18 protein-coding genes are annotated in these 13,553 nt (G+C 69.2%); 8 read left to right on the top strand and 10 right to left on the bottom strand.

Translation table 11 applies throughout. From position 1 onward, the window contains the following. The first annotated feature begins 52 nt into the window (after window positions 1-52). Window positions 53-673 (top strand): mycothiol-dependent nitroreductase Rv2466c family protein, encoded by a 621-nt coding sequence (locus DMP23_RS23035; protein ID WP_337822473.1) that lies wholly within the window; start codon window positions 53-55, stop codon window positions 671-673. A 38-nt stretch (window positions 674-711) separates the two neighbouring features. On the opposite strand, the gene DMP23_RS23030 is transcribed toward DMP23_RS23035, so the two are convergent. Then, window positions 712-1,500 (bottom strand): MBL fold metallo-hydrolase, encoded by a 789-nt coding sequence (locus DMP23_RS23030; RefSeq protein ID WP_337822472.1) that lies wholly within the window; start codon window positions 1,498-1,500, stop codon window positions 712-714. After that, window positions 1,497-2,234 carry a 2-phosphosulfolactate phosphatase gene (locus DMP23_RS23025; RefSeq protein ID WP_037814046.1) on the bottom strand — a complete coding sequence of 246 codons (738 nt, stop codon included), beginning with the start codon at window positions 2,232-2,234 and terminating at the stop codon, window positions 1,497-1,499. The genes DMP23_RS23030 and DMP23_RS23025 overlap by 4 nt, the downstream gene beginning before the upstream one ends. 44 nt (window positions 2,235-2,278) lie before the next feature. Between DMP23_RS23025 and DMP23_RS23020 the strand changes: the two genes are divergently transcribed. Then, on the top strand, window positions 2,279-2,752 hold the full coding sequence (locus DMP23_RS23020) for a ribose-5-phosphate isomerase (protein WP_275293618.1): 474 nt from the start codon (window positions 2,279-2,281) through the stop codon (window positions 2,750-2,752). Next, window positions 2,752-3,561: an Fpg/Nei family DNA glycosylase gene (locus DMP23_RS23015; protein WP_337822471.1), complete on the top strand. Its 810-nt coding sequence runs from the start codon at window positions 2,752-2,754 to the stop codon at window positions 3,559-3,561. Before DMP23_RS23020 ends, DMP23_RS23015 begins: the two co-directional genes overlap by 1 nt. A gap of 54 nt (window positions 3,562-3,615) precedes the next feature. On the opposite strand, the gene DMP23_RS23010 is transcribed toward DMP23_RS23015, so the two are convergent. Both DMP23_RS23010 and DMP23_RS23005 read right to left on the bottom strand, forming a co-directional pair. Next, the gene (locus tag DMP23_RS23010) at window positions 3,616-3,852 is read right to left on the bottom strand and encodes a hypothetical protein (RefSeq protein WP_337822470.1); all 237 of its coding nucleotides are present in this window, start codon (window positions 3,850-3,852) and stop codon (window positions 3,616-3,618) included. A gap of 77 nt (window positions 3,853-3,929) precedes the next feature. Further along, window positions 3,930-4,727, bottom strand: coding sequence for a hypothetical protein (locus tag DMP23_RS23005; protein ID WP_337822469.1), 798 nt, complete (start codon window positions 4,725-4,727; stop codon window positions 3,930-3,932). Window positions 4,728-4,869: 142 nt separating this feature from the next. Here DMP23_RS23005 and DMP23_RS23000 point away from each other — a divergent pair, with 142 nt between their 5' ends. Further along, the gene (locus DMP23_RS23000) at window positions 4,870-5,745 is read left to right on the top strand and encodes a TIGR03619 family F420-dependent LLM class oxidoreductase (RefSeq protein WP_337822468.1); all 876 of its coding nucleotides are present in this window, start codon (window positions 4,870-4,872) and stop codon (window positions 5,743-5,745) included. 1 nt (window position 5,746) lies between these two features. Then, window positions 5,747-6,187: a nuclear transport factor 2 family protein gene (locus DMP23_RS22995; RefSeq protein WP_037814033.1), complete on the top strand. Its 441-nt coding sequence runs from the start codon at window positions 5,747-5,749 to the stop codon at window positions 6,185-6,187. A 2-nt stretch (window positions 6,188-6,189) separates the two neighbouring features. Here DMP23_RS22995 and DMP23_RS22990 read toward each other — a convergent pair whose 3' ends face one another. Next, on the bottom strand, window positions 6,190-7,050 hold the full coding sequence (locus DMP23_RS22990) for an alpha/beta fold hydrolase (RefSeq protein ID WP_337822467.1): 861 nt from the start codon (window positions 7,048-7,050) through the stop codon (window positions 6,190-6,192). A gap of 55 nt (window positions 7,051-7,105) precedes the next feature. Next, window positions 7,106-7,573, bottom strand: a complete 468-nt coding sequence (locus DMP23_RS22985; protein WP_037814027.1) for a MarR family winged helix-turn-helix transcriptional regulator — start codon at window positions 7,571-7,573, stop codon at window positions 7,106-7,108. Window positions 7,574-7,646: 73 nt separating this feature from the next. On the opposite strand from DMP23_RS22985, the gene DMP23_RS22980 reads away from it, so the two are divergent. After that, window positions 7,647-8,654, top strand: a complete 1,008-nt coding sequence (locus tag DMP23_RS22980; RefSeq protein ID WP_337822466.1) for a 4,5-dihydroxyphthalate decarboxylase — start codon at window positions 7,647-7,649, stop codon at window positions 8,652-8,654. A gap of 25 nt (window positions 8,655-8,679) precedes the next feature. Beyond that, complete coding sequence (locus DMP23_RS22975; protein WP_337822465.1) at window positions 8,680-9,240, top strand: hypothetical protein; 561 nt, start codon at window positions 8,680-8,682, stop codon at window positions 9,238-9,240. Window positions 9,241-9,636: 396 nt separating this feature from the next. Here the strand turns inward: DMP23_RS22975 and DMP23_RS22970 are convergent, their stop codons facing one another. Genes DMP23_RS22970 through DMP23_RS22960 form a run of 3 tightly spaced genes read right to left on the bottom strand, consistent with a single transcriptional unit; the run spans window position 9,637 to window position 12,194 of the window. Further along, the gene (locus DMP23_RS22970; protein ID WP_337822464.1) at window positions 9,637-10,515 is read right to left on the bottom strand and encodes a phosphotransferase family protein; all 879 of its coding nucleotides are present in this window, start codon (window positions 10,513-10,515) and stop codon (window positions 9,637-9,639) included. Window positions 10,516-10,560: 45 nt separating this feature from the next. Further along, window positions 10,561-11,223, bottom strand: a complete 663-nt coding sequence (locus DMP23_RS22965; protein ID WP_337822463.1) for an MSMEG_1061 family FMN-dependent PPOX-type flavoprotein — start codon at window positions 11,221-11,223, stop codon at window positions 10,561-10,563. A gap of 11 nt (window positions 11,224-11,234) precedes the next feature. Next, entirely contained in the window at window positions 11,235-12,194 is a 960-nt protein-coding gene (locus tag DMP23_RS22960) for a PDR/VanB family oxidoreductase (protein ID WP_337822462.1), read from the bottom strand. Between the two features lie 67 nt (window positions 12,195-12,261). Between DMP23_RS22960 and DMP23_RS22955 the strand changes: the two genes are divergently transcribed. Beyond that, on the top strand, window positions 12,262-12,903 hold the full coding sequence (locus tag DMP23_RS22955) for a TetR/AcrR family transcriptional regulator C-terminal domain-containing protein (protein ID WP_336158498.1): 642 nt from the start codon (window positions 12,262-12,264) through the stop codon (window positions 12,901-12,903). Here the strand turns inward: DMP23_RS22955 and DMP23_RS22950 are convergent, their stop codons facing one another. After that, window positions 12,904-13,470 carry a TetR/AcrR family transcriptional regulator gene (locus DMP23_RS22950; protein WP_337822461.1) on the bottom strand — a complete coding sequence of 189 codons (567 nt, stop codon included), beginning with the start codon at window positions 13,468-13,470 and terminating at the stop codon, window positions 12,904-12,906. Between the last annotated feature and the right edge of the window lie 83 nt (window positions 13,471-13,553).

The raw sequence follows: 13,553 nt of genomic DNA, 5'->3' as shown, positions 1-13,553 counted from the left end.
CCCCGTCCCCGGCGAGCGCCGGGGAGCAGCCTCGCCGAGGAGCCCGTGAAAAATGACTGACTCGTCCCAGCCCACCACGGTGGACTTCTACTTCGACCCGATCTGCCCGTTCGCGTGGATCTCGTCGCGGTGGATCCTGGAAGTCGAGAAGCACCGCGAGCTGGACCTGACCTTCCGGGTGATGAGCCTGTCGGTGCTGAACGAAGGCCGCGAAGACCTGCCCGAGCGGTACAAGGAGCTGCTGAGCGAGGGCTGGGCGCCGGTCCGCGTCGCGACCGCGCTGGCGGAGACCCAGGGCCAGAAAGCCGTGCGCGACTTCTACACCGAGTTCGGCACCCGCTACCACAACCAGCACAACGAGGACCGCAAGCTCGTCATCAAGGAGGCGCTGGCCGCGATCGGCGCGCCTGCCGAACTCGCCGAGGCGGGCGAATCGACCGAATACGACGAGGCGCTGCGCAAGAGCCACCACGAGGGCATGGACCCGGTCGGCATGGACGTCGGCACGCCGACCATCCACGTCAACGGGAGCGCGTTCTTCGGCCCGGTGCTGTCGTCGATCCCGCGCGGCGAGGACGCGCTGAAGGTGTTCGACGGCGCGGTCGCGCTGGCGAGCTACCCGGACTTCTTCGAGCTCAAGCGCACCCGGACCGGGGACCTGAACTTCGACTGACGCGCGTTCGCGGGTGCTGGTCGCGGTTTCTCACGCGATCAGCACCCCAGCGCGGCCCTGGTGACGTCCTCGGGATACGGCGAGGTTTTCACCGCTTCCTCGAGCGGCGTCTTGGCGGTCTTCAGCTCGTGCAGCCGCAGCAACCCGTCGCGATGCGTCCGGACGAACGCCGCATCCACCGGGTCGCCGTGGCCGGGCACGACGACGCGCGGTTCGAGGGCGAGCAGCGCGTCCATTGCCGCGGCCCACGCGTCGAGGTGGTCGTCCGGGCCGAACGAGTACGCGGTGAAGCCGTGCGGGCCGTGTTCCACGACGTCTCCGGCGAAGACGACGTCCACGTCCGGCACGTGCACCAGCAGGTCGTGGTCGGTGTGCGCGACGCCGGGGTGCACGAGCGTGACGGTGCGGCCGCCGAGGTCGAGTTCGGCGCGGTCGGGTACCGGACGGTCCGGCGGCATGAGCCCGGTCCGTTCGATGGCGTCGGCGACTTCCGGCTTGCCTTCGTTGCGGTAGTGCGCGGCCCAGGTTTGCTTGTCAGTTTCGCCGTTTTTCAGCATGGCCTGCAGACAGCCGGGGTGGGCCCAGACGTCGCAGGGCAGGAACGGTGTGGTGCCGAAGGCGTGGTCGAAATGCGCGTGCGTGTAGACGACTGACCACGGCAGTTCGGTCAGCTCGCGGATCGCGGCGGAGAATTCGGCGCCCTGGTCGACGTCGCCGCGGGTGTCGATCACCAGGCACTTCTCCTGGCCGAGCACCAAGCCGGTCGTGAGGTCCAGTTCGTCGTACCGGCGGGCGAAAACCCGGTCGGCCACCTCGGTCCAGCTCATTGCCCCTCCAGGATTCCGCGCGACAGCCTCGCCACGCTAGCGCTGACGTCCTGCTGCGCGGCGAGAACGACGTCGTTTCCGTGGCCGGTCGCGGCGAGTTCCCGGCCGGAGGTGCAGGTGCGCAGCGCTGTCGGAACATCGGTGGCCGCGTAGGCGGCCGCGGCGAGCGCGGCTTCGGCGGACCACGAGCCGGGCAGCGCGCTGACGATCGCACCCGCGCCCAGCTGGTCCTCGACGCACGGTCGCAGCGGACCGAATTCCGCGCCTTCTCCGAACATGTCGACGCCCCAGCGTTCCCCGGCGGGAATGACGCCGATCGGCCGTCCGTCGGCGATTTCCCTGGCTTTCGCCGCGGTCGCCGACGCATTCCGCAGGCAACCGGCCAATACGTGCGCGCCGGTTTTCGCCGCGGCCGCGCAGAGCGTCGCACCATTGGGGGAGGGGAGGGCGAGCAGCGTGCCGGACGGGATCTCCGTCACAGAAGACGGCCGGAGCGTCCATTCCTCTTCGCCCGCGACCACCGCTCCCGCTCCGCGCGCCTCGGCGATCCCGCGTTCGTCGCGCCACCGCACCGGAAGCACGCGGCCGCCGCGACCGACGACGAGATCCGTTGTGGTGCTGAAGGAAAGCACGTCGACGATGATCAGCACGGCGCATTCCGGGCCGAGGATTTCGACGCCTTCGCCGCCCCATTCGAGTCGCACGTCCGTGCCGTGCTGCGCTGCGATGTCCACCCCCGGAGCATGCCGGGTCGGCGGCGAGATGGCACACTCCCGCTGTGCGTGTCTACTTGGGATCCGACCATGCCGGTTTCGAGCTGAAGAACCACCTTGTCCGCCACCTCGGCGAACAGGGGCACGAGGTGACCGACATCGGTCCGTTCGTCTACGACGCGGCCGACGACTACCCGGCGTTCTGCGTCGAAACCGCGCGCCGCGTGGCCGCCGACGAGGGCAGCCTCGGGATCGTCATCGGCGGGTCCGGCAACGGCGAGCAGATCGCCGCGAACAAGGTGCCGGGCATCCGCGCCGGGCTCGGCTGGAGCGTCGAAACCGCGCAGCTGACCCGGCAGCACAACCACGCCCAGGTGCTCGGCGTCGGCGCCCGGATGCACACCGAGGAGCAGGCGACCGAGATCGTCGAGGCGTTCCTGGCCACGCCGGTGGACCCGGCCGAGCGCCACACGCGGCGCGTGCAGCAGCTGCTCGACTACGAGCGCACCGGCACCCCGCCCGCCCTGCCGGAGGCCTGATGCCCGAGGGGCACACGCTCCATCGGCTGGCCCGTCTCCACAAACGCCGCTACGCAGGCGGACCGGTCGCGGTCAGCAGTCCGCAGGGCCGGTTCGCCGCGGAGGCGGAGAAACTCGACGGGCTGGTGCTCGTTTCCGCTGAGGCGTACGGGAAACACCTGTTCCACGACTACGGTCCGGCGGGGACAGTCCATGTCCACTTAGGTCTGTACGGCACCTTCGGCGAAGCGCCACTGCCGGAGACCGAGCCGGTCGGCCAGGTGCGGATGCGGCTCGTCGGCCGCACCCACTGGACCGATCTGCGCGGCCCGACCCGGTGCGAACTGCTGGATCCGGCGCAGGTCGACGCGATCAAGGCCCGCCTCGGCCCGGACCCGCTGCGCCGCGACGCGAAGCCGGATCGCGCGTGGGAGCGGATTTCGCGCTCGCGGACGACGATCGCCGCGTTGCTGATGGATCAGGCTGTGCTGGCCGGGGTCGGGAACGTTTATCGCGCGGAAGTGCTGTTCCGGCACGGGATTTCGCCGATGGTCCCCGGTCGGTCGCTGGACCGCGCGCTGTGGGACGACATGTGGGCGGACCTGGTGACGCTGATGCGCGCGGGGGTCCGGGTCGGCCGGATCGACACGGTCGCGCCCGAGCATTTGCCCGCAGCGATGGGACGCGCCCCCCGCGAGGATCGGCACGGGGGCGAGGTTTACGTGTACCGGCGGGCCGGGATGCCGTGTTTGATTTGCGGGACGCCGGTGGCGCAGAAGGAATTGGCGGCGCGCAATCTTTATTGGTGTCCGACCTGTCAGCCTGCGTGAGTTCGGCGGTTCGAAACGAGAGCAGTTCTCGTGTTTCTGCCCGCTTAGTGTTCGTCAACGCTCGATCGAGCGCAGGGCTTCCTGCGGTGTGCGGCCGGTCGCCTCGGCGAGGGCGGTGACCGCTCTCGCAGCCAGTGCGACCATATACAGCGCCGCTCGCAACGCGTCCTGGCGGACGGCGGCGTCGGTGAGGTTGTAGGTATCCGCGTCCTCGTCGGCGAGGTAGGCCGCCACGGCGTCCACCGTGGTCCGGTGCAGGTTCGACTGCTTCTTCCGTTCGCTGTCGGGCATCCGGCCAGTTTCCTCCTGCGGGAACGACAAAGGCCCCGCGGCACGCCTGCCACGGGGCCTTTCACCGGAGTCACCGGTCAGAAGTCGAAGCCTCCGCCGTCAAACCCGCCGCCATCGAAGCCGCCTCCGTCGAAACCTCCGCCGAAGTCCTGGCTTCCGTCGAAGCCCCCGCCGTCGAAGCCGCCGTCCGCTCCGTCCATGCCGCCGGCGTCCAGGGCGTCCGCCTGGCCCGCGTCGTAGCCGGATTCCCAGGCCGACGCGCTGGCGATGCCGCTCATGCCGGAGAACATCGCGCTGAACAGGAACATCGAGCCGAGGCCCCACGCGCCCGCCACGAGCGCGGGCTTCCACCACGGCTCGCTGTACCAGCCTTGCGGCACCGGGCGTCCCGCGACGCGGCCGCCGGGGTAGTAGTACGGCGTGTCCTGGCCGGGGTCGGGCGAGGCGGCGTAGCGCTGGCCCTCGACGTCCACCTCGCGGTGTTCGGTGACCTTGCCCGCGCGTTCGCGTTCGGCCTCGTCCGGCAGCGCCGGGCCGGGGTCCATGCCCATCGCCACGCGCGCGGCGCGCACGTAGTACAGGCCTTCGACGGCGGTTTCCTTCACCAGCCGGGCCTGTTCGACCGTCTTGGCCTGCTCCAGCTGCGAACCGGCGGCGTTGTAGCGCTCGCTCGCGTCGGCCATCGCCTGCTGGGAGGCGGTGTCGGTGCCGGTGATGTTGAGGACCTGGCCGCCGAGGCGTTCGACGAGGCGGCGCGCGTCGGCCTTGGCGTCCTCGAGCTGGCTCTGCTTGGCCGCGGCCTGCTTCCTGGCCAGGTACAACCCGCCTCCGACGATGACGACGACCAGCACGATCAGGAGGATCGCGGTGCCCATGGGTCACTCCGTGTCTCGATCTGACGCGACGGCCGGGCAGCCGTCTCTGAAACGGACAACGCGGACCGTGCGCGGAGAGTTCCCGGCGGCGCCGCCGATCGGGCGGTGGCCGACAAAACTAGAACACGTTATAGTCCGCGGCATGAAGTTCTCCTTGTCGATCGCGATGAGCCCGCTCGACCAGCTGACCGGGCTGGCCCGCGCCGCCGAGGAGGCCGGGTTCTCCTCGATCGTGCTGCCCGATTCGCTCTTCTACTCCGAGAAAGTGTCCGCCGACTATCCCTACACGCCCGACGGCAGCCGGTTCTGGGACGAGAACACGCCCTGGGCGGATCCGCTGGTCGCGACCGCCTCGATGGGCGCGGTGACCGAGCGGATCCGGTTCTACACGTCGGTGCTGAAACTCGGTTCGCGCAACCCGGTGCTGCTCGCCCGGCAGGTCAACTCGGTCGCCGCGCTGACCGGCGGGCGGTTCGGCCTCGGGCTGGGGATCGGCTGGTCGCCGGAGGAATTCGAATGGTGCGGCGCGCCGTATCAGCGGCGCGGCAAACGGTTCGACGAGGCCATCGAGGTGCTGCGGCTGATCCTCAGCGGCGACATGGTCGAATTCCACGGCGAGTTCTTCGACTTCGACAAGCTCAAGATGAGCCCGGCGCCGCCGTCGCGCGTGCCGTTCTACATCGGCGGGCACACCGACGTCGCGCTGCGCCGGGCCGCGCGCGTGGCGGACGGCTGGTCGTCCGCGATGATGACGCTCGACCAGCTGCGCGACACCATCGGCAAGCTCAAGGGCCTGCTCGCCGAGCGCGGGCGCGCCGACGACCCGTTCGAGTACCAGGCGGTGTGCGTCGACCGGTTCGGGCTCGACGGGTTCCGCGAACAGGCCGAGGCGGGCGTCACCGACGCGATCACCATGCCGTGGGTGTTCGAGGGCCACGGATTCGACGCGGACCTCGGCCCGAAGGTCGACGCGATCCGCAAGTTCGGCGACGAGATCATCGCGAAAATCGAGGAGTGACATGGGTGTCGAGGTCTGCTGGGACCCCGCGGCGAAGCAGCCGCCCGCGCGGGAAGCGGCGTTCAAGTCGATGACGGCGGCGACCGCCGGGGACAAGGACGGCTGGCTCGCGCTGTTCGCCCCGGACGCGGTCGTCGAGGATCCGGTCGGCCCGTCGATGTTCGACGAGGAGGGCAAGGGCCACCACGGCCCCGACGGGCTTTCCGCGTTCTGGGACAAGACGATCGGGAACGTCGAGAAGTTCGAGTTCGTGATCCGCGATTCGCACGCGGCGGGTTCGGAGGTCGCGAACGTCGGCACGATCACGACGTACCTGCCTGGCGGCTATCGCGTCGACACTGACGGGGTGTTCGTGTATCGGGTGAACGAGGACGGGTTGGTCGTTTCGATGCGGGCGTTCTGGGAGACGGAGCGGGCGATGGCGACGGCGCGGCAGGTTTGACGTCAGACTGGGTCGGTTTCGGCGAAGTCGAGAACGTGCGTGGTGATGAGGTCGGGCTGCTGAAGCGTTAGCGCGTGCGTGGTTCTCGGCACGATTTCCGTGCTGATGCGAGGATTCAGCTTCGCGACCCGGGCGGCGACCTCGGACGCGCGGTGGATATGGCTGCGTTCGCCGAGGACCAGGCGGACGGGGACTTCGATCGCGCGGAGTTCGTCGTCGGTGAAGACGTGCTGCGGCGGCAGGTGCGCCTTGTACTTCAGGCTGGCGAACAGCAGGGGCCGCAAGGTGCGCCGCACCGTCGGATCGCCGGCGACGATCCGGCGCTGGATCGCGGCGGGCAGCAGCCAGCGGAAGATCTCCCGGAAACTCCACAGGAGGAATTTCGGGACGCTGATCTCCGCGAAGCCGGCCGGTTCCAGGCCGATGACGCCCGCGATCCGGTCGGCGGAACGGGTCGCGAGGTTCAGCGCCAGGTACCCGCCGCGCGAAACCCCGGCCAGGTAAACCTTCTCGTGGCCGAGCGCGGCGAGGACTTCGGAAAGCCATGCGGCGAGGTCGTCGTCGGTGCTGACGGAGACGGTCTCGACCGAGTGGCCCGGTTCGCCGATCGAATCGACGGCGTAGACCGGATGGCGGGCGGCCAGCTCGGCGAGGTGCGGGTACCAGGACAGGGACGAGCCCATGATGCCGTGCAGCAGCACGATCGGCGTGCCGTGCCCGGGACCGCTGCGCCGGACGCGCGTGGGGCCGAACTTCGTCGGGATGTCCAGTTCCTCGGACGGAACCGGCCATTCTCGCAGGACTCGCGCGTAGACGGCGAAGTAGCGTTCTTGTGCTTCGCGGTCGGTGAAAGCTCCCGGCATCGTCCCTCCCCGAGACAGGTGCGCTTCCACCGTAGCAGCCCGGCAAGGGCCTCGGTCAGGAATTGTCCAGGCGCAGCAAGGTGTTCAGCAGGCTTCCGCCGGGCAGCCCCTCGTCGCCGAAGATCCGGTGCTGCACTTCGATCACGAGCGGCATCGCGGCGCGCAGGGCGGCTCCGCCGGAGTCGGTGACCTCGACGCGTTTGGCGCGGACGTCCTCGGCGCTGCGCGCGCGGGCGACGAATCCCTTGCGCTCCAGCGTTTTCAGGATCTGCGACACCTGCATCGGGTGGATGTCGCCGGACGTCGCGAGCCCGGACTGGGTCACCGGGCCGCCGGTGCGGTTGAGCCAGCCGGCGAGCGCGAGCGTCTGGAACTGCAGGTGCGTCAGGTCGAGCGGGGCGAGGGCCTGGTCGACCTCGCGCACGTAGCGGTGCACGACGCGCCACATGACGAATCCCACCGCGTTCTCGGGGGCGCCGAGCGAGGCGGTGGCGAAGAGTTCGGCGAGCGCGTCCTTGTCCATCGGGAGGCATCGTAGCGGTTGCCCGCAGATAGTAAACGCGTTTAGTATGAGACCGGACGGAGAGGAGCACGTCATGACTGACCTGCGGCTGGACTTCGGCCTGTACCGCTACGACAACACCCGCCCGCTGTTCGACGGCCGGGTCCGCTTCGAGGGCGTCGACGCGACCCTGCACACTGCCGACATCGTCTCGGACCTGTTCGAGCGGATGGTGCGGGGCAGGGAGTTCGCTGTCGCCGAACTGGGGCTCACGTTCTATCTGCGCACCCTGGGCCTGCCGGATCCGCCGTTCGTTGCGCTGCCGGTGTTCCCGAACCGGCAGTTCCGGCATTCGGCGATCTACGTCAACGCGCGCAGCGGCATCCGGGAGCCGCGCGATTTGATCGGCAAGACGATCGGCGAGTTCGCGACGTACGGGCACGACGCGGGCGTCGTCGCGAAAGGCATGCTGTCCGACGAGTACGGCGTGCGGCCGGAACAGAGCCGGTGGGTGATCGGCGGATTCGACTGGCCGATGGAGTGGTTCGATTTCGTTCCGCGACTGTATCCCGCGGAAGTGGAGGTGCGGCAGGCTCCGGCGGGGAAAGCGCTCGGGCCGATGCTGGAGAGCGGGGAGATCGACGCGTTCATTACCGCGGATCCGCCGCGCGGCATCCGGGAGGATTCGCCGGAGGTGGCCCGGTTGTTCCCGGATTACGTGCGGGTGGAGCGCGAATATTACCGGCGGACCGGTGTCCGGCCGATCATGCATGCGGTGGTCGTCCGGCGGGATCTGCTGGCGGAGCAACCAGGTTTGTCGGAGCGGCTGTATCGGGGGTTTGTCGAAGCGAAGGAAGTCGCGATGGCGGATTACCGGCGGGGGCGCATTTTCAATCACATGGGCGATGCCGGGATGGTGCCGTGGTTCAGTGCGTTGTACGACGAGAACCGCCGGTTGTTCGGGGAGGATTGGTGGCCGTACGGGATTGAGAAGAACCGGCGGTCGGTCGAGGCGTTCTTGCGGTGGCACTTCGAGCAGGGATTGTCGAAGAGGCTGATGAAGGTGGAGGATATTTTCGTTCCGGAATTGCTGGATACCTAGTCGTTGCGCTGGCATGCTTCCGGAGGTGGCGGACGAATGGTTCGAGTACGACGGCGAACTCGGCGAGACTGAACGCCGCTTTGTCGAGGCGCTGCGGATTCGCGCGGCTCATTGGCGCGCGAGCCCGCTCGACAGCCGAGTGGCTCCGCCCGACGCGGAGCTTCCGCTGATCGCTTCCCCGGACCTGTCCGATCCGGTCGCGCACTGCGTGCTCATGACCCTCGGGGTGCATCTGGACGGCCGGACCCTGCGCGGCGACGAGGTGCACAACCAGTTGTTCACCCTGCCGGACGAGCCGACCAAGCTGGCGTTCGCCGCCACCGGCGGGCCGGAAGAATTGGCGACGCGGGCGGCGAACTGGTTCGAAGCTGTTTTGCGTCGGCCGGTCGTGCGCTGCGAATGGACGCTCACGCGGCAGATCCACCTGTTCGCGGACACCGGGGAGATCGTCGGGGGCGGGGACGGCCGCAGGTTTTGCTCGCCTGGCCAGCTCGACCGGGTGGCCGCCACCGGTCGCCTCGACGGCGGACGCTGGGTCGACGCCGGAGGGTTCCGGCAGCCGGATCTCGTTGTCCGCGTCCGGTGATCAGGGCGGCCGCTGGGTCAGGTGCCGCGGCGCTCCGCGGTCAGCAGGTCGACCGCGCCCGGCCGGATGCTCACCGTCCATCCGTCCAGGGGAAAGCCGCTCGCGACGTTCACCTTCCGCGGCGGGCGGGTGCCCGGCTACGACCGTGACCGGTGCGCAGACGCTGGCCGAAGCGCTCGCAGCGCATCCTGGCGATCACGCCCGGGCTTTTCAGGTCTACGAGGCGAAACACCGGCGGCAGGTGGACCCGAAGCATCGGCGCGTCAACCTTGTCGCCGCGCTGCTCGTTCCGCGGACTCGGCACGGGCTGGCACTGCGCAATACCGTCGGCAGAGCGGTCGGCCTCATCACCCGAAACGCCGTGACTGCCAAGGAGAACAGCTGCCGGGACCTCGGTCAGGCGAGGCCCAGTTCCTCGCGCAACCCTTCCCACGCGATGACGTCGTCCTCGTTCCCGGTGTGTGGCGCGGAAAACCAGTCCGCGTACTCGCGCAGTTCGGAGAGCCGCCAGTCGAGGGCGAACAGTTCCAGCATTGCGGGGTCCAGACCCGGGGTGCCGGGCAGGTCGGCGTAGTCGCGTTCGCGCGGGGCGACGGCGAGGGTTTCCCAGTCGACCAGGCGCAGGCCGTCGGGCGTGGCGACCTGGTTGCCGTGGTGGGGTTCGCCGTGGGTTGGGACCCAGGAGCCGCGCCGGGAGGCGGCAAAAGCGGCCAGTTCGAGGTAGCGGTCGTTCCAGCGTTTGATCGCGTCGCCGCGGGACGCGAGGGCGGTGCGGGCTTCTTCGGCCAGCGGGCCGGACGTCCAGGGTTCGGCCGTGCGGGCGCGCAGTTCGTCGGCGAAGCCGGGGCCGACCTTTGGTGCCCACTCGCGCAGTCCGGCGGGCGGCGGGGTGCGGTGCAGGGCGTCGAGCGCGGCGAGGATTGCCGGTTTGTCGACCTCGTCTTCCGCGGGGCTGCGGCCGTCCAGCATTGGAGTGACGCTGAGCGCGCCGGCTCCGGTGTCGACGGTGAAGCGGCCGGACCGCGTCGGCACCGGGGCGCAGACGAACTCCAGTCCGGCGGCGGCCAGTTCGGCGGCGCTCGCGTAGGTGCTTTCCAGCGACGCTGCGGTGTGCCGGGGTTCGAGCTGGTCCAGCGTGACGAACAGGGAGTCGGCGCGCCAGTGGTGCGCGCCGAAACCCCAAGGCAGGTAAGCGATCTCGGAGACGGGCTGCCACTGTTCGGCGAGTGCGCGGGTGATGGTGTCGTCGGTGGGAAAGGCCGGTCGGGATCGCACAAAACGGATACTAGGCAGCGCTTCGCGGTGGGAGCAACGGAGTTTCTAGAACAGCTCGGTCCGGTAGTTTTCGTCGACCACGTCGTACAGGGCGCCGTTCACGAGGTCGCCGAGGCTGTTGTTGATTTTCTGCGCCTGTTCGGCGATGGAGAGGGTGTAGAAATCGCCGCCGAGGGTCGCCGCCTCGGCGAGTCCGCGGGTGTCGCCCTCCCACAGTTTCGCCCGGATGACGGCTTTTCCGCACTGACCGAACACTTCGCGCACGCGGACGACCGTCGCGAGGACTGCGGGTTTGTTGTCCGCGCTGAGCATGCTCAGCAGTTCCGGGTCGTCGGTGACGAAGGCGTCGCCGTTGACGCGGATCACCTCGCGCAGGCCGGGCACGAAGAACACGAGCCCGATCGACGAGGTGGCGGTGACGTTCTCGAAGGTGTCGGCGAGCTTGTTGCCGGGACGGTCGGGGATGGCGAGCGTCCACGGGTCGAGGACCCGCACCGAACCGGGCGGGTCGCCTTTCGGGCTGACGTCCATCAGGCCGTCCGCGCCGAAGGTGGCGGCGCAGAAGAACGGGCTGTGCGCGATGAACCGCATGGCGAATTCGCCGAGCTGCGGTTCCTTTTTCTCGGCGATGAACTGGTCCGGGAAACCGATGATCTCCCGGATGCGCGCCATGGTGATCGGCGCGTACGCGTCGGCCGCGGTGGTCATGGGCTCTCCCGTCACAGGTCGAGGACGAGGCGTGGGGTGCGGGCGCGGGACACGCAGACGAACATCCGGTCGCCTGCCGCTTGTTCGCTCGGGGAAAGGATGCCGTCGCGGTGGTCGGGGACGCCGTCGAGCACCTTGGTCTCGCACGAGCCGCAGATTCCGGACCGGCACGAGGTCACTGGGCGGATACCGGCCTTTTCCAGCGCGCTGACAATGCTTTCGTCAGCGGCGACGGACACGGTCTTCTTCGAGGCCGCGCATTCGATCTCGATCGGCTTGTTGTCCGCGGGAGGGGCCTGCGGGGCTTTGAAGCGTTCCAGGCGCAGTGCTTCGGCGGGCCAGTTCTCGGCCGCGGTGTCCAAATCGGACAGCAGCGAAGCCGGTCCGCAGGCGTAGACCTTCGCCCCGGCTTCGACGGGCTTTTCCAGTGCGGGCAACGAAATCCGGCCGATGGTGTCCGACGGATGGCAGTGCACGCGCTCGCCGTAGCCGCGGAGTTCGTTGAGGAACGGCATCGACGTGCTGGTGCGGCCGCCGAAGTACAGCTGCCAGTCGGCGCCCTTGGCCGCCGCGGTGCGGACCATCGGCAGGATCGGGGTGATGCCGATGCCGCCCGCCACGAAGACGTACGACTGGGCGGCGTGGAAGCCGAAATTGTTCCGCGGGCCCTTGATCGCGACGCGCTGGCCGGGGCGGAGAAACGCGTGCACGTATTCCGAGCCGCCGCGGCTCGCGCGTTCCCGGCGGACGCCGATCCGGTAGTACGCGCGTTCGCCGGGCGGACCGCAGAGCGAGTACTGCCGTTCGACGCCGTTCGGCAGCACGAGGTCGATGTGCGCGCCGGGCTCCCAGCTCGGCAGCGGTTTCCCGGTGACGTCCGCCAGGTCCAGCGAGACGACGCCGTCGGCTTCCCAGCGCAGCTGCCGGACGAAGACGTCCAGCTGCCCGGCGGTTCCGGCGTTCGAGGTCATCGGCTTCCCTCCCTTTGTTAACGTTGTTACTCCGCGCCTCGCCGAGAGTATTGGTAACATCGTTAACATGTCAACCGACACGAAACGGGCGGGAATCGCCGCGACGCGCGCCGAGCGGGCGGTGGCCGAGGCGCTGGACCTGGTCGACGCGGGCGGACTGGAGGCCCTCACCATGCGCCAGCTGGCCGACCGGATGGGGCTGCACCTGCCCGCGATCTACCGCCTGTTCGACGGCAAGGACGCGCTGATCGACGAGATGGCCGAGGCGATCCTCGCCGGCGCGGTCGCGAAGCTGCCCGCCGGGGACGGCGACTGGAAGAGCCGCGTGCGGAGCATGGCCGCCGGATTGCGCACGGCGCTGCTCGCGCATCGGGACGGGGCTCGGATCGTCGGCGGGAACTACGCGGCCAAGCGCAGCAATCTGACCTTTGTGGACAGTCTGCTCGGCGGCCTGCTGGCGTCCGGGCTGCCGCGCAAGCACGCGATATGGGCGACGAGCGCGGTTTTTTGCTTCGTGCTCGGCGAAACGCTCGAGGAACAGGGCGCGACCGGCGACGAGGTCGAGGTGCTGAAGAGCGTGCTGGGGGCGCGGAAGTACGTGCACCTGGAGGCGGGGCCGGTGGAGTCGATGCTCGATTTCGAGGAGCGGTTCCAGTTCGGGCTGGAGCTGCTGCTCGCCGGGGTGGACGCGGTGGCGGGGCGGCCCTAGTTACCGGCGGATTCCGTCCAGCAGGTAGGCGGTGCGCCGGTCGTAGGCGTCCCGGGCAGGCCGTTCGCCGTGCTTGAGGGCGAGGGCGTTGTCGACGACGAGCGCGTGGAGGTCGCCTGCGGTGAACTCCGGCCGCACCGCGCCAGCGGCCCGCGCCGCCGCGACCAGTTCTTCGTTCGCCTCGCTTCCGACCCGGCAGATCTCCATGAGCTGCGGCGAGTGCGGGTAGATCTGCAACAGGACGTCGTTGACGGCGGGCTGGCGGTACTGGAGGTCGCGCAGTTCGGTGAGGTAGTAGGCGATCTGCTCGCCGGTGTCGTCGATGGCCCGCGTCCGGTCGATGACGGCGAACAGTTCCGTCGCGACGACCTCTTCGATCACCGCCTCGATGAGCCCGATCCGGCCGCCGAACCGGTTGAAGATCGTGGCTTTGCTGACCCCCGCCGCTCGCGCGACCTCCTCCAGCGGGACCGTGAGGCCGCGGCCTTGGAAGGCGCCGATCGCGGCGGCGCGGATCTGCTCGGAATTGCGCCTGGCGTCGGCGCGCAGCCCGGACTCCGAAGGCACTGCGCCCTCCCTCTCGCTGTCGCCTCCCGGCGTAAGTTGACTCGCTTGGTCAGCTTACCTAAAGTCGGGAGAGGAGAAGTTGA

Origin of the sequence: Amycolatopsis sp. A1MSW2902, from assembly GCF_017312175.1 — a bacterium.
GTDB lineage: Bacteria > Actinomycetota > Actinomycetes > Mycobacteriales > Pseudonocardiaceae > Amycolatopsis > Amycolatopsis nivea.
Note: the sequence above shows the minus strand (reverse complement) of the source record. Positions and strands in the feature narration are given on the sequence as shown.